The organism is Desulfovibrio subterraneus (genome assembly GCF_013340285.1).
In the GTDB taxonomy this organism is placed as follows: Bacteria; Desulfobacterota; Desulfovibrionia; order Desulfovibrionales; family Desulfovibrionaceae; genus Halodesulfovibrio; species Halodesulfovibrio subterraneus.
The window spans coordinates 29,336-50,687 of the sequence record NZ_BLVO01000005.1; the positions used below are offsets into that span (position 1 = coordinate 29,336).

At 58.8% G+C, this 21,352-nt stretch carries 18 protein-coding genes; 8 read left to right on the top strand and 10 right to left on the bottom strand.

The genetic code is table 11. From position 1 onward, the window contains the following. Positions 1–98 precede the first annotated feature (98 nt). The 3 genes from HUV30_RS03105 (at position 99) to HUV30_RS03115 (ending at position 4,379) form a co-directional block, all read left to right on the top strand. On the top strand, positions 99–1,451 hold the full coding sequence (locus HUV30_RS03105; RefSeq protein ID WP_174403980.1) for a phosphoglucose isomerase-related protein: 1,353 nt from the start codon (positions 99–101) through the stop codon (positions 1,449–1,451). A 90-nt stretch (positions 1,452–1,541) separates the two neighbouring features. Then, positions 1,542–2,885 (top strand): sensor histidine kinase, encoded by a 1,344-nt coding sequence (locus tag HUV30_RS03110; protein WP_174403981.1) that lies wholly within the window; start codon positions 1,542–1,544, stop codon positions 2,883–2,885. Positions 2,886–2,999: 114 nt separating this feature from the next. Next, entirely contained in the window at positions 3,000–4,379 is a 1,380-nt protein-coding gene (locus HUV30_RS03115; RefSeq protein ID WP_174403982.1) for a sigma-54-dependent transcriptional regulator, read from the top strand. A 183-nt stretch (positions 4,380–4,562) separates the two neighbouring features. On the opposite strand, the gene mdtI is transcribed toward HUV30_RS03115, so the two are convergent. From mdtI to HUV30_RS03150, 7 genes are all read right to left on the bottom strand, one after another. Continuing rightward, on the bottom strand, positions 4,563–4,901 hold the full coding sequence (gene mdtI, locus HUV30_RS03120) for a multidrug/spermidine efflux SMR transporter subunit MdtI (protein ID WP_174403983.1): 339 nt from the start codon (positions 4,899–4,901) through the stop codon (positions 4,563–4,565). 1 nt (position 4,902) lies between these two features. After that, entirely contained in the window at positions 4,903–5,334 is a 432-nt protein-coding gene (locus HUV30_RS03125) for a DMT family transporter (RefSeq protein WP_174403984.1), read from the bottom strand. A gap of 442 nt (positions 5,335–5,776) precedes the next feature. After that, positions 5,777–6,937 (bottom strand): iron-containing alcohol dehydrogenase, encoded by a 1,161-nt coding sequence (locus HUV30_RS03130; RefSeq protein WP_174403985.1) that lies wholly within the window; start codon positions 6,935–6,937, stop codon positions 5,777–5,779. Positions 6,938–7,077: 140 nt separating this feature from the next. Continuing rightward, entirely contained in the window at positions 7,078–7,359 is a 282-nt protein-coding gene (locus tag HUV30_RS03135; protein WP_174403986.1) for a hypothetical protein, read from the bottom strand. Positions 7,360–7,375: 16 nt separating this feature from the next. Beyond that, a complete protein-coding gene (locus tag HUV30_RS03140) occupies positions 7,376–8,200 on the bottom strand; it encodes a class I fructose-bisphosphate aldolase (protein WP_174403987.1) in 825 nt (274 codons plus the stop codon). Then, complete coding sequence (locus HUV30_RS03145; protein WP_243452052.1) at positions 8,197–9,042, bottom strand: tRNA1(Val) (adenine(37)-N6)-methyltransferase; 846 nt, start codon at positions 9,040–9,042, stop codon at positions 8,197–8,199. The genes HUV30_RS03140 and HUV30_RS03145 overlap by 4 nt, the downstream gene beginning before the upstream one ends. A gap of 11 nt (positions 9,043–9,053) precedes the next feature. Continuing rightward, positions 9,054–9,737 carry a hypothetical protein gene (locus HUV30_RS03150; protein ID WP_174403988.1) on the bottom strand — a complete coding sequence of 228 codons (684 nt, stop codon included), beginning with the start codon at positions 9,735–9,737 and terminating at the stop codon, positions 9,054–9,056. A gap of 229 nt (positions 9,738–9,966) precedes the next feature. Here HUV30_RS03150 and HUV30_RS03155 point away from each other — a divergent pair, with 229 nt between their 5' ends. The 4 genes from HUV30_RS03155 (at position 9,967) to HUV30_RS03170 (ending at position 16,322) form a co-directional block, all read left to right on the top strand. Then, positions 9,967–13,275 (top strand): UvrD-helicase domain-containing protein, encoded by a 3,309-nt coding sequence (locus HUV30_RS03155; protein ID WP_174403989.1) that lies wholly within the window; start codon positions 9,967–9,969, stop codon positions 13,273–13,275. Between the two features lie 360 nt (positions 13,276–13,635). Next, the gene (gene cbiR, locus HUV30_RS03160) at positions 13,636–14,433 is read left to right on the top strand and encodes a cobamide remodeling phosphodiesterase CbiR (protein ID WP_243452053.1); all 798 of its coding nucleotides are present in this window, start codon (positions 13,636–13,638) and stop codon (positions 14,431–14,433) included. After that, positions 14,430–14,954: a bifunctional adenosylcobinamide kinase/adenosylcobinamide-phosphate guanylyltransferase gene (locus tag HUV30_RS03165; protein WP_174403990.1), complete on the top strand. Its 525-nt coding sequence runs from the start codon at positions 14,430–14,432 to the stop codon at positions 14,952–14,954. The genes cbiR and HUV30_RS03165 overlap by 4 nt, the downstream gene beginning before the upstream one ends. Positions 14,955–14,957: 3 nt before the next feature. Then, on the top strand, positions 14,958–16,322 hold the full coding sequence (locus HUV30_RS03170) for a DHH family phosphoesterase (RefSeq protein ID WP_243452054.1): 1,365 nt from the start codon (positions 14,958–14,960) through the stop codon (positions 16,320–16,322). A 472-nt stretch (positions 16,323–16,794) separates the two neighbouring features. On the opposite strand, the gene HUV30_RS03175 is transcribed toward HUV30_RS03170, so the two are convergent. From HUV30_RS03175 to HUV30_RS03185, 3 genes are all read right to left on the bottom strand, one after another. Continuing rightward, positions 16,795–18,060 (bottom strand): EAL domain-containing protein, encoded by a 1,266-nt coding sequence (locus HUV30_RS03175; RefSeq protein ID WP_174403991.1) that lies wholly within the window; start codon positions 18,058–18,060, stop codon positions 16,795–16,797. 222 nt (positions 18,061–18,282) lie between these two features. Next, on the bottom strand, positions 18,283–18,609 hold the full coding sequence (locus HUV30_RS03180) for a P-II family nitrogen regulator (RefSeq protein ID WP_174403992.1): 327 nt from the start codon (positions 18,607–18,609) through the stop codon (positions 18,283–18,285). A gap of 18 nt (positions 18,610–18,627) precedes the next feature. Beyond that, positions 18,628–20,001, bottom strand: coding sequence for an ammonium transporter (locus HUV30_RS03185; RefSeq protein WP_174403993.1), 1,374 nt, complete (start codon positions 19,999–20,001; stop codon positions 18,628–18,630). A gap of 547 nt (positions 20,002–20,548) precedes the next feature. Between HUV30_RS03185 and HUV30_RS03190 the strand changes: the two genes are divergently transcribed. Further along, positions 20,549–21,349 carry a 2-amino-3,7-dideoxy-D-threo-hept-6-ulosonate synthase gene (locus HUV30_RS03190; RefSeq protein ID WP_174403994.1) on the top strand — a complete coding sequence of 267 codons (801 nt, stop codon included), beginning with the start codon at positions 20,549–20,551 and terminating at the stop codon, positions 21,347–21,349. The last annotated feature ends 3 nt before the right edge of the window (positions 21,350–21,352 follow it).

The window sequence follows — 21,352 nt, forward strand, 5'->3', positions numbered from 1 at the left end:
ATAATGTAGGGTTCCGCCCATACTGCTACCATAACTGGAAATGCATGGCCGCCCGGTAATGATGCCGGGCGGCATATCCGATACCAAGGAGCGGACCCATGACCATCAATACGCTTGACTGGACCAGCGCCTGGAACGGCCGGGTTTCCAAAGCCGATGCGGCCCCCTTCGACATCCGTTGCGGCGACCTTGCCCTGCGCCTTGCCACTGAAATTCGGGCAAATCGTCTGCCCTTCATCAATCTTCCCTACCGTGAAGAGCTGGAAAAGGATCTGGAGGCCCAGACCCCGTGGCTCCAGTCTTTCGAGCACATGTTGCTGCTGGGCATTGGCGGCTCCGCCCTTGGTGCCCGCGCCTTGCAGAAAGCCTTTTATCCCCAGCAGGACAGACCCTGCCACAACGGCCGCAGTCTCTGGATTGCGGACAACGTGGACGCGGCCACCCTTGATGCATGGTTTGAGCTTCTTCCGCCGGAAAAAACCGTCGTGGTTGTCATTTCCAAGTCCGGTGGCACCATTGAGACGCTCTCGCAATATTTCCTCGCCCGCCTGTGGCTGCAGAAGTCGCTGGGAGATGACTGGAAACGCCATGTCATGCTTATCACCGACGAGGCCAAAGGCTATCTGCGGCAGGAGGCAAACGCCCTCGGGCTTGCATCCATGCCGGTGCCTGATTATCTGGGCGGCCGTTATTCCGTGCTTTCCGCCGTCGGGCTCGTGCCTGCCGCATTCCTCGGCATGGACTGGAAGGCCCTTATCCGCGGCGCGCTTGCCGTGGGGGCTCCGCTCCTGAACATGGGCGCGGGCGCTTCCGAGCTGCACCGGCATCCGTCATGGAAGCTTGCCGTGTGGAACAGCGCCCTGATGGCCAAGGGCTATTCACAGATCATCTTTTTCTCGTACGTGCCGCTCTGGGCCCAGTTCGGCCTGTGGTTCACCCAGCTGTGGGCCGAAAGCCTCGGCAAGGAAGGCAAGGGCTCCATGCCGCTGCCTGCCGTGGGCGTGACGGACCAGCATTCCACGCAGCAGATGTTCCTTGATGGCCCGCGTGACAAGGCCTGCCTGCTGCTTTCCTCTCCCAGCCTTTCGCGGGGCAGCCAGTTCGGCAACGATCTGCCCGAAGAATGGGCCTACCTGCGCGGTGCACACTTCGGCGATCTGCTGCAGGCTGAAGGGCTTGGCACCCAGATGGCGCTGACCAAGACCGGCACCCCGCTCATTGAACTGCGCATGGGCAGAACCGGCGAAGAAGAAGCCGGCCGCCTGATGGCGCTGCTTGAAATCACCACCGTGCTCACCGGATGGCTGCTGGATATCAATCCGCTCGACCAGCCCGCCGTGGAGCTTGGGAAACGTCTTGCCAATGCACGGCTCGGCGCACAGGGATATGCGGAGGAATCTGCAGACCTTGAGGCGTTTCTCGGGCGTGCGCCGGAGCAACAGGAGTTCTAATTGACCCCGAGACCGTTGACGGACCAGACACAATTAGGTTTTGCAAAGTTCCTTTCATGGACCTCGCTGGTCCTGATTCTGATCTCCAGTATGATCCTGTCCGTTGTGATCAGCAATTCAGCGCGAACATCCCTGCTGCGCAAGCAGCAGGAGTTCGCGACATTGCTGGCCGAAAACCTGAACCACCAGATATACCGCCGGTTCACCCTGCCCACCATCATCGGTTACGGGCGCATTGCCCTGCGTAACGAGCAGCAGTATGAGCGGCTTGATCAGGTGGTGGAAAGCACCATCCACGGGCTGCACGTCAAAAGCCTGCGTATCTATGACTACGCCAAGATAGTGGCCTACGCCTCGGACCGGAAGGACCTCGGCGAAACCAACATGGCGGGCATGGCGGTGACCAAGGCCCTGAATGAGGGGAAGCACAGCTTCGAGATCGAATCAACCATGTCGCCATGGGTGGCCATGTTCCACTTCGACCTGCCGCCCGGTTCCTTTTCCTTACGCACCACGTACCCTCTTCGCGTGGAGCAGCGGCTCGGCAGAGACGTGTTCAACGAAGATGATCAGCCGGTCATGGGCGTGCTGGAAATCACGCAGGACATCACGGCGGACTATTCCTCCGTTATCAGCCTGCAGTGGCTTATCGTGCTCACCACCATGGCTTCGTCGTTTCTGCTGTTCCTCATTCTGGTGACTTTCATCCGCCGGTCGGAAAAAGCCCTTGCCGCCCGTATGGCGGAAAAGGAACGGCTTGAGCGCGACCTGCACCAGAGCGAAAAACTGGCGAGCATGGGGCGCGTGGTGTCGTCCATTGCCCACGAAATACGCAATCCGCTCGGCATCATTTCATCCAGCGCAGAGCTGCTGCTGAAGCGGCCTAATACGGATGCGCTGACCCAGAAGATTCTTACTGCCATATATGATGAGGCAAAACGGCTGTCCAAGACCGTGCACGACTTCCTCGACTATGCCCGCCCCAAGGCCCCCTGCAAGGAGCAGGTGGATGCCTCCATGGTGCTTGATCAGGCCCTCGGCTTTCTCGAACATGAGTTTTCGCAACGGCAGGTGCGGGTAGACCGGCTGTATGAGCCGGGGCTTGTCATGGCGGGGGACAAGGACTTATTGTACCGTGCGTTCTACAACATCATATCCAACGGGCTGCAGGCCATTTGCGGTGAGGGCCACCTTTCCATTGCCGGACTGCGCAGGGAAGGCGAGATCATCATCACCTTCCAGGATTCGGGCTGCGGATTCGATACCGCCAATCTGGACAAGATGCTTGATCCTTTCTTTACCACCAAGGACGATGGAACAGGACTCGGGCTGGCTATCGTGAACAGCATTGTGACCAGTCACGGCGGCAGCCTGCAGCTTTCCAACGCCGAGGGCGGCGGGGCGATTGTGCGGTTGCGGTTTCCGGCAGTATAAGCGGGCACCGGCCCTGAACGTTTGACATAGTATCGTATCCCCATGAGCGGACACCCTGTGTGTCTGTTCCGCCTGAGGCAGGGGATGCGTTTAGCCATAAGGAATTGTTGTTTCATGAGTGAACAGACCCATTTACTTGTTCTCGACGACGAGAAAAACTACCTGCTGGTGCTGGAAGCATTGCTGACGGACGCAGGCTACAAGGTGACCGCCCTGAGCGATCCCGAAACGGGTCTTGCCTTTCTGGAAGAATCCGAGGTGGACGTCGTCGTCACCGACATGAAGATGCCCAAGCTGACCGGCGCAGATGTGCTGGCGCATGTGAAGAAGAATTATCCTCAGACTCCGGTGCTCATCATGACCGCGTTCGGCTCCATCGAAAGTGCGGTGGAAGTCATGCGTACCGGTGCCTTTGACTACATCACCAAGCCCTTTGCCAATGACGAACTGCTGCTGGCCGTGCAGAACGCTGCCGAGCTTTCCCGCGCGCACCGTAAATATCGCCTGCTGGCAGAAAACCTTGAGGAACGCTACGGGCTGAAGCAGATCATCGGCCGGAGCAGGGCTATCAAGGATACGCTCGCCATGGTGGACCGTGCTGCGCCCAGCAAATCCACGGTGCTCATCACCGGCGAGTCCGGCACCGGCAAGGAACTGGTGGCGCGCGCCATCCATTTTTCCTCACCCCGCAAGGACGGTCCCTTCATCAGCGTGAACTGCATGGCGCTGAACCCCGGCGTGCTGGAAAGCGAGCTCTTCGGCCATGAAAAAGGCTCCTTCACCGGAGCCGTGGCTCTGAAGCGCGGTCGGTTCGAGCTGGCGCACGGCGGCACCCTGTTCCTCGACGAGATCGGCGAGCTTTCGCACGACATGCAGGTGAAACTGCTGCGCGTGCTGCAGGAGCGCAAGATAGAACGTGTGGGCAGCGGGCAGGAGATTGATATTGATATCCGCATCGTTACTGCCACCAACAAGGACCTGCAGGAAGAAGTGCAGAAGGGGACCTTCCGCGAAGACCTCTATTACCGGCTCAACGTGGTGCATATTGAGCTGGCCCCGTTGCGGGAGCGTCGTGAAGACATTCCGTTACTGGCCAGTCATTTTGCGGAGAAGGTGGCACGTGAGCAGGGGGTGCAGCGCCGCGCCTTCAGTACCGAGGCCATGGATTATCTCACCGGATACGAGTGGCCGGGGAATATCCGTCAGCTGGAAAACGTGGTGGAGCGCTGTCTGGTGCTTGCCTCGCACGATATGATTGTGGTGGAGGACCTGCCGCAGGAAATCCGCGACGAGGAAACCCAGCTCAAGAGCGCCGTGGACCTGCTCCCCGCCAAGCTCGACCTTGGGGATACGCTGGAGAAGATCGAGGCTGCGCTTATCCGCCGCGCGCTTGTGCGTACCGACTTTGTGCAGGTGAAAGCCGCAGAGATGCTGAACATTTCCAAAAGCCTTCTGCAGTACAAGCTCAAGAAATATCAGATTACCGGCCACTAGGCCTTGCCGGAATATGCTCTCCGGCTTCTTGATGAAGCGGGTCGAGTGAAGCCGGACGAAACCGGTTACAGCGGCTTGAAGGAATGCAACACGGGGTAGCGCGACATGATGTCGGGCTACCCCGTTTCGTATTGTATTGCGGCTGCCATGTGCGGCAGCGGTTTTGGCAAAGACTACATGGAGCTAGCTTGCATGCAGGATGGAAAGGCCGAAGACCAGCAGAGCCATGCCTGCCCATGCGCTGGCCTTGAGGCGCTGTCCGAACAGCATCCAGCCCCCGAGCGATGTACCCAGTATGCCGAACCCGCCCCACATGGCATAGGCCACGGCAAGGTCCATGGTGCGCACGGCATAGGAAAGCGAGGTGAAGGCAAGTCCCACGGCGACAAGGGCGAGCAGCCCGTAGCGGCGGATGCGGAATCCTTCGGACTTGGCCAGCAGCAGGTTGGCGGTCACGTCCAGCACTGCGGCCAGCATGACCAGCAGAAGCCCCGCAGAAAAGAGAGAGGTCAGAGTATCCATATCAGCGCCTTCCTTCGCTTGCGGCTGCTTCATGATTGTCTGAATCCTGCCCGTTGCCGGAGGGGCCTGAGCCGCCGGTATCTCCGCCGGCCGTGCCGTGGTGCACCAGCAAGACTCCGGCAGCCACGGCGCACAGGGCTGCAAAGCGGGTGAGAGTCATGTCCTCTCCCAGCAGCAGAACGCTCGAAAGGGTGATGAAGAAGAGCCCGAGCCCTTCCCAGAAGGCAAAGGCCACGCCCACGGGCAGGGCTGTGGTTGCCAGCGAAAGCAGATAGTAGGATAGCCCGATGAAGGCGAGCATGGCCGCAATGCCGAGCTGTGCACCATAAGGAATGCTCCAGCTCTGGGCGGCCTTCATTATGGTGGTGCCTGCCACTTCAAAGACAATGGCACCCACAAGGCACATCCAGTGATATGCGCGTACGGCAGACATGAAAATATACCCCCTTGGCAGCATCATGCGGCCAAAAGACATTACGGAAATATGCGAATCAGTCGGAAGAAAAGAGGGCAGGGGCGCAGGCCTAAAGGCCGGTGCGCCAGTAATGTTCCGAGGAGAAGATGCTCCTGCGGCAGGGAAGAGTCACGGTTGTGCGGGTAAACATTCGGCAATGCTACTGTCCGGCCGCAAAAAAAGCAACTCCTGCCGATGGGGGCGAAACGCAATAGGGTTTTACCATACGGTGCCCAGTGTTCCATCGCGGAAGATCATGGCAAATGCCGCGGAAGACCTGAAATATCGCGGAAGAACCGAAGTATCGCAGGAGACCCGAAATAGCTCAGATGACCCGAAATAGCTCAGATGACCTGAAATATCTCACAGGCTGGTGTACGGGAGCCGGAGCCTTTTGCAGGCAGGCTGAGAGAAAAAGGGACTACATGGCGTCGGTAAGAATCCGTCGGCACACGTCCGGTGTAACGGCTCCCCGTTCCCCGAGTGCTTCAAGACCGTGGTTTTTCAGGTTCCGGATAACGGTTTCGATGAATGCACTGTCGGTAACGCCGTAGTCCGCTAGGCGGGTGGATATGCCGAGCGAGTGGTACAGGCGCTCAGTGGCCTGAACGGTGCGCTCCGCAAGGTCAAAGCCGTCCTGCATGCCTTCGGTGAGCATAAACACGTTGCGGCCCATCTGTTCCAGTTTTTCCCGCTTGTTGTCCATCTGGTGCCGTAGCAGCTGTGGCTGCACCACGGCCAGCGTGCGGGCGTGGTCCATGCCGAACATGGCGGTCAGTTCATGGCCGATCATGTGCGTGGCAAAGTCGCGGGGCATGCCCGCACCGATAAGCCCGTTCAATGCCTGATTGGCAGCCCACATGAGGTTGCCGCGCCATGTGTCATTGTCGCGGTCGGCAAACTGCGCGGTGAGGCTGACAAGCGTGCGCAGCAGGGCTTCGCTGTAGCCGTCCTGCACCATGCCGCCGCAGGGGTAGGTGATATACTGTTCGCACACATGCACAAAGGCATCGGCAATGCCGTTTGCCAGTTGGCGTTCCGGAAGGCTTTTCACCACGTCAGGATCAAGCACCGCAAATTGGGGGAAGAACAGGGGCGAGCGAAACACGCATTTCTCGTGGGTATTTGCCCGTGAAACCACCGCGCCGCTGTTGGATTCCGAGCCGGTGGCCGGAATGGTGAGCACGGCACCGATGGGCAGAGCATTTGTCACGATATGCCTGCCTGCCACAATATCCCAGGCATCGCCAGTGTGGCAGACAGCTGCGGCTATGTATTTGCACCCGTCGATGACCGAACCGCCGCCCACGGCAAGGATGAACGTCACCTTTTCGCGCCGTGCAAGTTCCACGGCCTTGTCCAGCGTTTCCACGCAGGGGTTGGGTTCGACACCGGAAAACTCTATCCACGCATGCTTGCCGAGCGCCGCGGTGACTTGATCGTATATGCCGTTCCGTTTGATGGAGCCGCCGCCGTAAACAAGAAGCACCTTGTGGTCGGAAGCTATGAGACCGGCAATGGAGGCTATCTGCCCCTTGCCGAACAGAATGGCTGTGGGGTTGGCATAGGTGAAGCTGTTCATGGGTATCCTCTTGAAATAACAGATGCTGCGACGATGACTTGATGCGATGGCTACGCTACGCCGCACCTGCGAAAAAAGAAAGAGGGCACGGAAAAGTAACCGCAACACACCAGTATTGCTGGCGGAAGGTCTGTGAGATGTCAGCGGCGCGGCGGCTTTGATGAAGAGGCGGAAATGCGTTTGAGAACGAGCAGCGAAATGCCCCAGGATACCGCAGCGGTGACAATGAGCGCCGGCACATAGGTGAGCATGCTTTCGTGCAGAAAAGACCCCTGCACCGCGGTGCTGAAGCCGAAGAACAGGGCAGCGGCAATGATGAGCTGGATGAGGTGGTTCACGTCACGGATGACACGTCGTCTGCGGCTGAAGATGAGACTCCCCAGCCACACGACGACGAATAATATGATCGTGAACTTGAACATGATCTGCCAAGGGGGGCTACGCGCCCTGTTCCGGTGCCAGCTGCTCGGCTTCTGCGCCGGATTCGGTATCAGCCTCGTCAGGGGGCAGCGAGTGAACCAGCGCTATGAGGTTGTCCAGCACTTCCTGCGGGTTTTCCTGCTGGAAGACATTGCGGCCGATGCTCACACCGGATGCGCCGCATTCCAGCGCTTCACCGATCATGTTCAACAGGTTTTCCGGATTCGGGTGGCCCGGTCCGCCAGCTACCAGCACGGGGGCAGGGCAGGACTGCACGGCACGGGCAAAGCTCTGCCTGTCACCGGAGTACGGCACGGAAACCAGATCGGCTCCCAGTTCCCCGCCCAGCCGGATGCAGTGGCTGATGAGGCTGGGGTCCAGCTCCTTCACGATGCGTTCGCCCTTGGCATAGATTACAGCCATGACGGGCAGGCCGTGCTGGTGGGCTTCTTCCGTGACGGAGCCGAAGTCGGCCAGCATACGGTCTTCAAGCTCATTGCCGATGTTGATCTGCACAGACACCGCGTCTGCACCGAGGCGCAGAGCTTCCGGTATGGAACAGACCAGCGCCTTGTTCCACGCGGGCAGGCCGTGGCGGGTGCCTGCAGAAAGCTGCATGACCAGAGGCAGGCTGGGCGGCAGGCTCAGGCCGTGCGCGCGGGCGTAGCCCTTGTTCAGCACCACGCCCTGCACGTTGCGGGTGGCAATGTGTTCCAGCAGTTCGGGCATGCGGTTCAGACCGCTGAGCATGCCTTCGTTTGCGCCGTGATCAAGGGAAAGCAGAACAGCCCTGCCGCTGGGGGTGGGGAAAAAACGTTTTAGTTTGCGCAGAATACCGATCATGCAGAATCTCCGATTTGGTGATGCCCGCGTGCATTGCAGGCAAGGTGCGGGCAGAATGCCAGCGCTTGAGGCGTAAGGGTGGTTGCCTCGCCCTCGCCCGAGTACAGGATGAGCGGGGGATGAATGATGCAGCCGGAGTTAGCGTTTTTTCGCGCTTCCAGCAACACCAGAACTGCCTCCCTGTCCTGTTTGGAATGGACAAGGCGCAGGTGTTTCGGTTCAAGCCGTGCGGCGGCAAGGGCGGTCATGAGTTCTGTCAGCCGTTCCGCCGGATAGATGCAGCAGAACCTGCCTTTGTTACGTACCAGATAACCTGCTGCACTGACAAATGTTTCCAGTCCTCCTGCCGTTTCGAACAGGGCGTTGGTGCGCAGCTGCGTGGCGGAATGCCTGCCCTGATCTGCGCGGCGGTAGGGCGGGTTGCTCACCACGAGATCAAAAGTTTCTGCGGCAAGCATGGTTCGCACGTCTGCAAGGTTGCCGGTGCGGGCGGCAAAGCGGTCTGCAAGGCCCAGTGATGCCGCGTTGGTCTGTGCTGCGGCGGCAAGTGCCGGGTCTATGTCGAGTCCGGTTGCGATCATGCTCGGCGCGTCAAGCAGCATGGCCAGCGCGACTACGCCGCAGCCCGTGCCGAGGTCCGCGACGGTGCATTCCTTCCGGCTGCCGGAGGCGGGCAGGGCAAAACGGGCAAGCAGCAGGGCGTCCATGGCAAAACGGAACGAACCTTCCGGCTGGTACAGCCCGCGCGGAAACTGGATGCGCGCATGGGCTGCCGCATCCTGCGCGGCGGGAACTGTGTCCGGTGTGCATAAAGCTGTGTCAGGCTGCAGGGGATGAGACACCGTACCGCTCCTTATTGAACCGAATTACCCGTGCTACCGGCGGGCAGACGGAACACAAAGCGCATGGAGGCGTTGCGTCCGTCGTCTTCCTCCATCAGGGCAAAGAGGCGTGCGGCTTCTGCGGCTGGCAGGGTGTCGGAAGCCTGCTGCAGAAGCGGTATGGCGAACGGGGGAACCAGAATGCGCTCCACCTGCGCCATGGGCTGGTTCACGAGGGCATTCAGCACCTGCAGCGTTGCGGCGGGGTCCATGACCGCGCTGACAATGCCGTTGTCTTCGCCTTTGGCGTCATAGTGAATGGTCGGGCCATAGGTGAGCAGGGAGGGAGATGCCTGCGAAGGTTTGCCGTTGGGCGTGCGGGCGACAAAGCCTATGTCCGCCGTGTTTCCGGTGTTCTCCGCATCCGCATGGCGTGCGGAAAGGCGGAAGACGATAACCGGCAGTTCCTGCGGTTTGAGCGCAGATGCGGCATCCGCCAGTGCATCAAGCACGCGGCCGTGGGCATAGCAGTTGCCAGTGAGCCATGTAACCGGATGCTGTATAAAGAGGTTGTCTTTGCGAAGCTGCATGATGCGCCAGTCCGGTTCTGTTTCCATGCGCGCCCGCAGCATGAAAAGAGCAAGCAGGCACACCGCCAGCAGTATGAGCACGAGGTTGAGATATTTGAGATTAGGGGGCGAGGACTGTTGTTCCATGCTGGCAGGCTCCGGTGCTGTTGTTGTCTTGGTTACTTGTAGTGGTATTTGCCCCGGGACGCAAAGAAAACAGTCTTTGCGTGCATCATGAAGGACTTGGTTACGAAATGATGACATCCGGTTGTAACTGTTTGTGTATTCGGGGCACTTTTGCTACATCAGGGTTGTACGGCCGGACTTTCTTTTTTTCATCATGCCGTGCAGACGACTCCATCCCGAGGAATTCCGCATGAAGCAGTTTCGGGCAGATTTGCATATCCACTCCCGTTTTTCGCGTGCCACCAGCAAGAAGCTATCTCCACGGTATCTGGCTGCGTGGTCCCGCATCAAGGGGCTGGATGTGCTGGGCACAGGCGATTTTACCCATCCCGAATGGCTTAATGAGCTGGAAGAGCAGCTCGTTCAGGACAGCGCAACCGGTCTGTTCCGTCTGAAAGACGACCGCAGGCTGGACCACGAGGTGCCGGAATTTGCGGGCACACCGTTTTCCGGTCGCGCTCTGTTCATGCTGCAGGGCGAGATAAGCTCCATCTACAAACGCGGCGGCAAGGTGCGCAAGGTGCATAACCTTGTGTTCATGCCCACCATAGAAGCGGCCCGCACCTTCAGCAACAAGCTGGCCGAGGTGGGCAATATAACCTCTGACGGCAGGCCCATACTGGGGCTGGACTCGCGCAATTTGCTTGAAATGGTGCTGGAAACGCACCCCCTCGCCTTTCTTGTTCCCGCCCATATCTGGACGCCGTGGTTCTCGCTGTTCGGTTCCAAATCCGGTTTCGATACCATCGAGGAATGCTTCGGCGATCTTTCGTCCGAAATTTTTGCGCTGGAAACGGGCCTTTCTTCCGATCCTGAAATGAACTGGCTGTGGAGCCATCTGGACCGCTTCCGCCTTATCTCCAACTCCGACGCTCATTCCGGTGACAACCTCGGGCGCGAATGCAATCTGTTCAGCGGCGAGATGTCCTATGAAGGCATCTACCGCAGTTTGCGCGGCGAGGCGCTGGGACACAAATTCCTCGGCACACTCGAATTTTTCCCCGAAGAGGGCAAATACCATCTGGATGGTCACCGCAAGTGCGGCGTGGTCATGGAACCCGGCGAAACCCGCTCGCGCGATGGCAAATGCCCTGTGTGTGGCAAGCCCCTGACCGTGGGCGTGCTGAACCGCGTGCTGGAACTGGCAGACCGTCAGGTTCCCAAACAGCCCGCATCGCAGCCCGGATTTGCCTCGCTGGTTCCGCTGCCGGAACTCATCGGCGAAATTTTGGACGTGGGACCCAAGACCAAGAAGGCCATGGGCATGTTTTCCCGCGCCATCCGCCTGCTCGGACCGGAACTGACCATTCTGCGCGATGTGCCTGAAGAGGACATCCGCAAGGTCAACCCCTTGCTGGCAGAAGGCGTGATGCGCATACGCCGCGGCGAGGTGCTGCGTCAGCCCGGCTATGACGGCGAATATGGTGTGGTGCGCGTGTTCTCCCGCAAGGAGCGCGATTCCTTTTTGAAGGGCGCCACGCTGGTGGACCTGCCCGACCGCGACGCCGCCATCGGCAAGGGGGCTGCAAACGGTCTTACTGCAGAAGAGGCAGCCCAGCGGACGCCGGTATTCGCCTCGGCGCTCAAGGAACGGCAGGCGGGGGCGGATGTCTCTCAATCATCTGCCGCATCGGCTGCTGCATCATCTGCTATTGACGATGCGTTGCTGGAATTTTCTTTTGATGTGTCTGAAGAAGAGGCGCAGGAAGCACCGCTGCTGCCGGGCATGCCCGAGCTTGTGGCCCCCAGGGCTCCGTCCATTGTCTACAATGAGGGGCAGAAGCAGGCCATAGCAGCCGGTCCGCAGCCGGTGCTGGTCATGGCCGGTCCCGGAACGGGCAAGACCCGTACGCTGGTGGGCCGCATAATGCGCCTTCTGGATCAGGGCGTGAGCCCGCGTCATATTCTTGCGCTTACCTTTACCCGCCGTGCGGCCCGCGAGATGGAAGAACGGCTGGTGCTGGCCCTCGGTTCCGGTCAGGCCACTCCGCGTGCCGATACGCTGCACGCCCTTGCCTTCGAATACTGGCAGCACTCCTACGACGATGCGCCCACTCTGCTTTCAGAAGAGGGCGCCCGCCGCGTGTTTGCTGAAGCGAATCCCGAAGAGACGGGCCAGCGTATCCGTGACGCATGGGATGCCATCAACCTGTGCCGCGAACGTATGGAAGTGTGCACGCTGGAATACCACGACATGTTCGTGAACTATTCTGCGCTCAAGGATTCATGGAACCTTGCCGATTATACCGACCTGCTGGAGTTCTGGCTGGAGCAGGTGGACGCGGGCGTCTATTCCTGCCCGTTCACGCAGGTGCTGGTGGATGAAATTCAGGATCTTTCTCCGCTGCAGCTGGCGCTTATCCGCAAGCTGGTGCCGGAGGGCGGTCAGGGCTTTTTCGGTATCGGCGATCCGGACCAGTCCATTTACGGGTTCCGTGGTGCGCACGGCGATGTGCTCGGCTTTCTGCAGGAAGCGTGGCCCACGCTCGAAGTTATCCGCCTGACGGAATGCTACCGCAGCGCGCAGGCCGTGCTGGACCTTGCCGCCAGCCTGATGGCGAGAAACGGTGCACCGCAACCGCTTGCCGCCATGCGTGCGCTGCCTTCGGACCTGCGCATGTTTGAAGCGCATTCGCCGGAGGCGGAAGCTTCGTGGATAGGCGAACAGATTCGCGGGCTCATCGGGGCCACCAGCCATTCTCTGAAAGACGCCGAAAGCGGCGAACGCCTGCTTGGTGGCGAGCTTTCACCCGGCGACGTGGCCGTACTTGTCCGCTTCAAGGCGCTGGTCGATCCCATCCAGAGAACCCTGTCGCGGCTCGGCATTCCCTGCGCCGTGCCGGAAAACGAGGCTTTCTGGGTTGAACCGCGTATCAAGTTGATTCTGGAAGCCGCAGGACGTTTTCTCGGCATTGCCGGTACCTCGGGAGAGGAACCTCTTTCCTGCCCCGATACCATGCTTGCCAAGGGGCCGCTGGGCGTGGCTGCCTATCTTGAAGATATGCCGCCCTTTGACCGCCTGTTCTGGAAGTCCTCTGCCTTCCGCGAGCTTGTGCGCCGTTACGACGAGCTGGAAGGCTGGGCCGGTCTGCTGAACTGGATAACCCTGCAGTCGGAACTGGAGCAGGTGCGCAGGCGCAGCGAAAAGGTGCAGATAATGACCATGCACGCTGCCAAGGGGCTTGAATTCAAGGCGGTGTTTCTGCCAGCGCTGGAAGACGGCATTATGCCGTTTGCCGGAACCGGCGTGCTGACAGGCAAGGCAGACCGAAATGAAGGGAGTTATGACGTGGAAGAGGAGCGCAGGCTCCTGTATGTGGGCATGACGCGCGCCGAGCAGGCGCTGTTCCTGAGTTCTTCAGGCAAGCGCATGCTCTATGGCCGCGAACTGCGGCTCAAGGCTTCCCGTTTTCTTGCGGCGTTGCCGCAGGATGCCCTGAAACGCTCGATGCTGAAGGCACACACCAAGCGCAAGGAAAAGCAGTTGTCTCTGATGTGACCGCATGGCCGGTGCTACACTCCCGACGTGGTAAGCCGGTATACCCAGCGTTCATATAATCCCGAAACCCGCGAAGCCAGTTTGCGGCTGACGCCGTAATCCAGCAGCCTGCAGTATATGTGCAGCGGGTTGAACCTGTGTTGAAAATAATTTCGTACCCTAGCCATGACGGACCTCGTTGTTGTATGCAGGATATTCTGCGGTGATGTTTGCAATCCCTGTTCCCCTCTGCGCTTTGTGTAATGGCGGGGGCAGTTATGAGAAAACAGGGAAAACCGTCGTCGGCATTTTATTCGCGCATACCGTCTTATCGTCCTTTCGGGGGTGTTACTGTAGGCCGTGCGCAGGTGGGAGCGTTGTTTGATTGACAGTATGACCATGCATTCCAGAACACCTGAAGAAGCGCAGCGAACCATAGCGGCCCCTTCGTGGGTCATCCGCGATTCTCTTGCTGCAAACTGCTGTTTTCTTGAAGGAAAAGTGGATGAGACAGGGCTGATCTTTTTTGAGAAGGATTCGTGCCTGAACTATACGCACGCCGACCTGCCGGATGATCTGGCCGACCTTGCCATGACCTGGCACGTGCACCTGCCGCTTGATCTTGATTGGAACGATGCCCGCGGCACAGCGGCGGCCTGCCTTGCCCTGATGGAAAAAATCGCCTATCTGGGCGTACGGCGGGCAGTGTTGCACCCGCCCCAGCCGGGCATGACTTTTTCCGGCACGGCAAAAGAGGCCATGCAGGCGCTGGAAATCTTTGCCGCCAACTGGCAACATGCCGGTTTTTCAACACGTGACTGCATGCTCGAAAACGTGCTTGGTGCAGACCTGACCGATATCTGGCCCCTTGTGTGCGATGCCGGATACAGTGTTTGTCTGGACACGGGGCATATGCTGTCCTACCGTCAATATAGACTCTTAGAACTGTGCGACCTGGAAGGGCGGGTTCGCATGGTGCATCTCAATGCTCCGGGGCCGGGAGGCAGGCATCTGCCGCTGACGGCACTTACGCCCGGCCAGCAGTCGGATGTGGCGCGAATGCTGCAAGTCGCCGACAGGGATGCCGTATTCATGATGGAAATTTTTGACTGGAACGGCATAGCGGAATCATTGCCTCTGCTGGATGCCATGCTCGGCAGTGCAAAGGAGGCAGTATGATCCGTCTGATTCTCGGGGGAGACAAATCAGGCAAGTCCGCATACGGCCTGCAGGTGTTTGAAGAGGGCGCAGGCCCCCGTCTGCTGCTGGCTACAGGGCAGGCACAGGACTTTGCCTTTCGCCGACAGATTCTTGACCATCGCACCGCCCGCAAGCCGGAGATTCAGGTGCGTGAGACAGGCGCAGACATGGTACCTGCACTGCAGGAGGCCGCGTCGCGCTACAGATCCATTCTTGTGGACAGTCTCGATTTCTGGCTCTTTGCCTGCGGCTCTGACAGGGCGGCAGCGAAAGGGCATGCAGGCCATGTGCAATCGTTGCTGGCCTGCCTGAAACTTATGCCGCTTGAAACGGATGTGACATTCGTTTCGTGCGAAGCCGGATTGGGGGCAATTCCGGCCAGTGCCGAAGTTCGACGCTTTGTGCGGGAACTGGGAGCGCTCAATCAGGCGGTGGCCGCTGCGAGCGATGAGGTATGCCTCATGGTCGCAGGGTTGCCGTTGTATCTGAAGAGGTCTTGACGCATGTCCTATTTCAGAAAGCTGGAACCGGGTCTTTCCCACATGATGGAGTTGTTCTCGCGAGATGAACGCTGGCTTATTGTGGTGAATGCCGACCCCGATGCCATGGCCTCTGCCATGGCACTCAAGCGCATCATGATACACCGTGTGGCAGATGTGGGCATAGCGCGTGTGAACGAGGTGACAAGGCCGGACAATCTGGCCATGATCCGGTATCTGCGTATTCCCATGATGAAGCTCACCCCCACGGTGATCGCGCAGTATGACCGCTTTGCGCTGGTCGATTCCCAGCCGCATCATCATCCCCTGTTCAAGGAACTGCATTTTTCCCTTGTTTTTGACCATCACCCGCTGTCGGAAGAAAACCCTGTGGTTGTGGATTACAAGGACATCAAGACGGAATACGGCGCAAACTCCACACTCATGACGGAGTATCTCTACAATCTGGGCATTCGTCCCGGTAACAGACTCGCCACGGCGCTGGTGTACGGCATCAAAACCGATACGGGCAGCTTTGAGCGCGAGTTCTGTGATGTGGATGTGCGGGCCTTCCGGTATCTTTCCAAGTGGTCGAGCCAGATCCTGCTGTCGCGTATTTCCCGCAGTGAATTCCGGCTGGGATGGCTGGATTATTTCTCCCGTGCTGTTTCCAGCATGCACAAGATCAAGTCCGGTTTCCTGACCTATGTGGGCGAGGTGCCCAATGCCGACGCGCTGGTGGTGATCGCGGACTTCTTCATGCGTGTGCATGAAATACGCTGGGTTGCCGTGGCGGGTGTGAGCGAGGACAAGCTGGTCGTCATTTTCCGGGGTGATGGTGTGACCCGCGACCTTGGCCGTTTTGCCAACATGCAGTTCGGCGACATAGGGTCTGCGGGCGGTCACAAGGCCATGGCGCGGGCAGAGATTCCCATTGAAAAGCTGGCGGGCAAGGATCTTGAAATGTATGTGTTCAAGCGACTTGTCTCACCGCGCAAGAGGCCCAAGGTTGTGGTGCCGGAGGACGAAGTCCAGAAATCTAAGGACGAGGCCCAGAAGGCCAAGGACGAAGTCCAGAAATCCAAGGATGAGGCCCAGAAGGCTAAGGACGAGGCCCAGAAGGTCAAGGACGAGGCCCAGAAGGTCAAGGACGAAGCCCAGAAGGTCAAGGACGAAGTCCAGAAATCCAAGGACGAAGTCCAGAAGGCTAAGGACGAGGCCCAGAAATCCAAGGACGCCGTGAAGGATGCTCCAGCCAAGCCCGCCGAGGCAAAGCAGCCTGAAGCGGAAAAGGCCCGCGCACCAGAACCGGTTCAGGAATCGGCCAAGGATTCGGCATCGAAGCAGGCAGCAAAGCCGGCACCTGAGTCAAAGCCGGATTCTAAATAGGATCAGACCGGCTCACCAGCCACTCCCTGTTTGAAGAAAGCATAAAAAAACCCGCCACAGACCGTTGGCGGGTTTTTCTTTTGGGCCGTCGTACCGGTGTATGTGTCAGTGGAGCCGGTACGACGGTGGAACCATTCGCGGAGGTATGCGAATCCGGAACAGTGGTGGCGGGGCGGAAAGCCATCCCCTGCGGCAAGGCTGCCTTGCACAGCAAGAGCGGCTGCGGGGAGTGCAGGCGTCGCGTCGGGGCCTCAACGATACTACCTGTTTGAGAGGATCGCAGATCCTGTCACCGGTCCGATAAGGAGCCGCCCGCGTATCCGTATGCCGTAACGCTCTCCGCCCCGCCTTGGGAAAGCCGGTCCCAGTATCGACCTTCCCAAGAGAGTTGGTTCAGAAAATTCCTCGCGCTCGGAGCGCTTCTTGTGTCCGGGAACACTCTCGTGTCCCTGACTTTCCCGCCCACCCGCTGCTATGTCCCGCAGGCGCAGATGGACTGCTCATGCAGCGGGGCCATGTTGCCCCGTTCCATCACATCAAGGCACAACACGTGGGGCTTGCCTTCAGCGCATGTGCAGCGGGTGGCCAGCGTTATGCAACGGTTGCCTGATGCCAGCGAAATGTAGGGAGCCGTCACGCATTCCTCCAGCCCCGCCTGAATGGGAATGAAGTATTCCTTGAGTGAATGGTCCGTTCCCTTGCGCGCAGGCTGATAGATGAACCGCTTGTTGGCGCTTATGTTCAGCGGGTTGCACAGCGTGTCCGAGACCTGAATGCCGGTTTCGTCGAGCACATACAGACATTCGAGCGAGGGAAACAGCAGCAGCTGGTCCACAAGCGCCTTGGTGAAATCGGCAGCCTTGACCGTGCCGAGCGTTTCACGAACGTGGCGTATCAGAGCCCGGTGGCTGGCCTGCTGTTCCTTGTGCCGTTCGTAGCGGTTCAGGGAATAGCTTCTGTAGGCGGCTGCGACCGTGCGCATCTGCGGCGCAACATCCGGCGTTTTGGACGTAGGGCAGGGGCGGGCAAACAGATAGCCCTGCAACACGTCTGCCCCGGCGCCCATCAGGTATACGGCTTCTTCTTCTTTTTCCACGCCTTCGGCCACGGTCATGGCCCCTATGCGGCGGGCAAGGGAGGTGAGCGAGTTCACCACTTCCTGCTTGTAGAATTCCGTATGAATGTTGCTGATGAGAAAACGGTCTATCTTGATGACCTCCGGCTTGATGGAGGCAATGCGTTCAAGGTTCGAGTGTCCTGCGCCCACGTCGTCCAGCGCGATGAGAAAGCCGAGGGCGCGGTGGCGGTTGATGAAGCGCATCAGGGCTGCCGTATCCTGCACGTGCGACTCGATGATTTCTATGACCACGTTGGCCGGATTTATGCCGTGCGAACGGGCCAGCATTTCAATGTGGCCGGAGCCGACCACGCTTTCGGTCAGCAGCGATGCGTCCACATTGACGAACAGCAATTGCTCTTTGTGCTGTTTGTGCAGCGGAGCAAACCGGGTAAAGGCCATTTCCCTGCATGCCCTGTCCAGCTGCAGGCTTAAACCGCTCAGCTCTGCCAGTGTGAACAGCGTGTCAGGCGGAATGAGCAGTTCGCCGTTGCCCACCGTGCCTCTGCTCAGGGCCTCGTATCCTATGACGACTCCCTGCCTCACGGAGACCAGAGGCTGAAAATGCGTCATGATCTGGCGGTTGAAGATGAGAGTTTCAATATTGAGTGTGTAGCTCATGGGGAGATCCGGAACGTTGTGCGGCGTACAACGTGGAACAGGTGGACTCGTAACCGGGCCGCGTGACGATTACAGCGAGTGGTCCGGTTTTGTTTTCAAGGGGCCGGACCGGCCCAATGGGTGGCGGTGAGGGCCGGTCCGGCATCGGTATGGAGCGCGCTTTCTCCCGCGGGTGCAGGGAGATTGCTCCGGGGGTGGGTGGGACCCCCGGGAGCGAGCTGTCTATTTTACCTCTCCGGTACGAACCCGGATGGTCTTTGCAATGTCCTGTACGAAGATGACACCGTCGCCTTCCTTGCCGGTGCGGGCACCGGACTGGATGGCTTCAAGGGCGCCTTCCAGCTTGTCTTCGGTAATGGCCAGCTCAATACGCACTTTCTTGAGCAGGTTCACTTCCATGACAACGCCGCGGTAGGTTTCCGTATATCCCTTCTGCTGGCCGCTTCCGAGGATGTTGGTTACGGAGAGGGCGTAAATACCCTTGGCGTACAGAGCCTGCTTTACCGGGGTAAGCATTTCGGGTCTGATGTATGCGATGATGAGTTTCATTGTATTATTCCTCCCTGCCTATTCCACGGTGAAGATCTGGAAGCCGTTGTATGCTTCGGAACCATGTTCGCAGATGTCCAGACCCTTGAGTTCTTCTTCACGGCTTACACGCAGACCCATGACGGCCTTGATGCTTGCGAAGACGATGTAACCCATGCCGAATGCCCAGGCGAAGGTAGCTGCCACGCCGATGATCTGGGTCATGGTCTGACCGAAACCGCCGCCGTAGAACAGACCGGTGATGGTGCCGTACTTGGGGTGGGCGAGCAGGCCGGTCATGATGGTACCGAATGCGCCACATACACCGTGCACGGAAACTGCGCCGACCGGATCGTCGATCTTGAGCACGCGGTCGATGAATTCAACCGAGAGCACTACCAGAATACCTGCCAGAAGGCCGATGACAACTGCGCCGGTGGGGGCCACTTCGTAGCAGCCTGCGGTGATGCCCACGAGACCTGCCAGTGCGCCGTTAAGGGTCATGGAAGTATCAGGCTTGCCGTAGCGGAACCAGGCGGTCATCATGGCACCCAGGGTACCTGCGCAACCGGCAAGGCTGGTGTTTACTGCAATGTAACCGATGGTGCCGTCAGCCACGGTGGTGGAACCGGGGTTGAACCCGAACCAGCCGAACCAGAGGATGAACACGCCAAGCGCTGCCAGCGGAATGTTGTGACCGGGAATGGCCTTGGGGGTACCGTCTGCGGCGTACTTGCCGGTACGGGGTCCGACGATCATGGCACCTGCAAGGGCAACCCAGCCGCCCACGGAGTGAACCACGGTGGAGCCTGCAAAGTCTGCAAAGCCCATGTCCCCCAGCCAGCCGCTGTTACCGGTGAGTCCGCCCCATGCCCAGTGGCCGGAAACGGGGTAGATGATGGCCGTAACAAGTATGCTGGCCACAATGTAGGCCGGGAACTTGGTACGTTCCGCAATGCCGCCGGATACGATGGTGGCCGCAGTGGCCGCAAACACGGACTGGAAGAACCAGAAGGTCAGGTCCCACTGTCCTGCGGCGTCCACACCGCTGCCGGAGCCCATGGCAAAGTTGCTCATGCCGATGAAGCCGCCGATGTCGGTACCGAACATCAGGCCGTAGCCGAGAAAGAAGAAGATGATGGAGCCCGCCGCGAAGTCCAGAACGTTCTTCATCAGAATGTTGCTCGCGTTCTTTGCGCGGGTGAAGCCGCACTCCACCAGGGCAAACCCTGCCTGCATGAACATGACCAGAATGGCTGCAAGAAGCGTCCACATGATGTTCGCATTGTCCTGCGTCAGCATGGCGGGGGCGTCTTCTGCCATGGCCGTGGTGCTGAGGAGCAGAGTGAGTGCTGCAGTTCCCCCCAGAGCGGGGAGCAGCTTCCGCAACTGTGAAATTCTCTTCGAATGCATGGAATCCTCCTTATCGTGGGTAAACACCCTGTTCCCGTATCGTTTGCAGCAGATAAAGCATCTTGCGTGCCATTTTGATTAATAGGCTGAATTTGTTGAATAAGAGTGAAAAACGGGATTTTCAGGGTGTCTGCAAAAACACTTAATTTGACAATTCTGTATAAATATAACATGGGTGTTTTAACATAATTGTGAATCTACGAAAAAATGGAAAGAACGGGAAATCGCAAAAATGTTCTTTTCGGTGTTGACAGTGGTGGTGCTCTCACCTATGTTGCGCGAAACTGATCCACTACCGGATCGAAAAGGACTGTTTCCAGACATGACCAATTTCACCAACAGCTTTACCTTCTGCTTTAATACCGAGTTCTACTTTTGGTATTACTTTAGCTATGGAAAAGCCCGTGGTGAGCTTGATCGTGCCTAACCGACTGAAGAAACAGGACTAGGGAAAGGGTACAAGACAAGGGCCGCGGGCGAAAGCCGGCGGCCCTTTTTTGTTTGCCGTCGCTTCGCCGCAAGGGCCAAACATCATCAGGAGGCGCATATGTTGCTTGGAAAAAGCGTTCGTCTGGAGCGCATCTTCAACCGCAATACTGGCAGAACCATCATTGTACCCATGGATCACGGCGTTACCGTTGGCCCCATCTACGGCCTCGTTGACCTGCCCGGAACCGTGAACAAGGTGGCAGAAGGCGGCGCAAACGCCGTTCTCATGCACAAGGGACTTCCCCGCTGTACCCATCGCGGATACGGCAAGGACGTGGGACTCATCGTGCATCTTTCCGCCAGCACATCCATTGCCACGCTGCCCAACGCCAAGTCGCTGGTCGGCACCGTGGAAGACGCTCTGCGCCTTGGCGCGGATGCGGTATCTGTTCACGTGAACCTTGGCGACGAGACCGAACGCTATATGCTGGAGGATCTGGGCAAGATTACCTCCCGCGCGGTGGAGTGGGGCATGCCGGTTCTGGCCATGATGTATGCCCGCGGTCCGAAAGTGAAAAATGAATTTGATCCCGAGATTGTAGGCCACTGCGCACGCGTGGGCATGGAGCTTGGCGCGGATGTGGTTAAGGTTAATTATACCGGCGATATGGACTCTTTTGCCGGCGTGTGCGAAGCTTGCTGCGTGCCGGTTGTTATCGCAGGTGGCCCGAAGATGGATTCGGATCGCGCACTGCTTGAAATGGTGCACGATTCCGTCAAGGCCGGAGGCGCAGGGCTCTCCATGGGACGCAACGTGTTCCAGCATGCCCGCCCCGACCTGCTTGTGGCCGCCCTGCATGGTGTGGTGCAAAGCGACTGGACCGTAGATCAGGCCATGGACGTGCTGAACGGCAAATAGCCG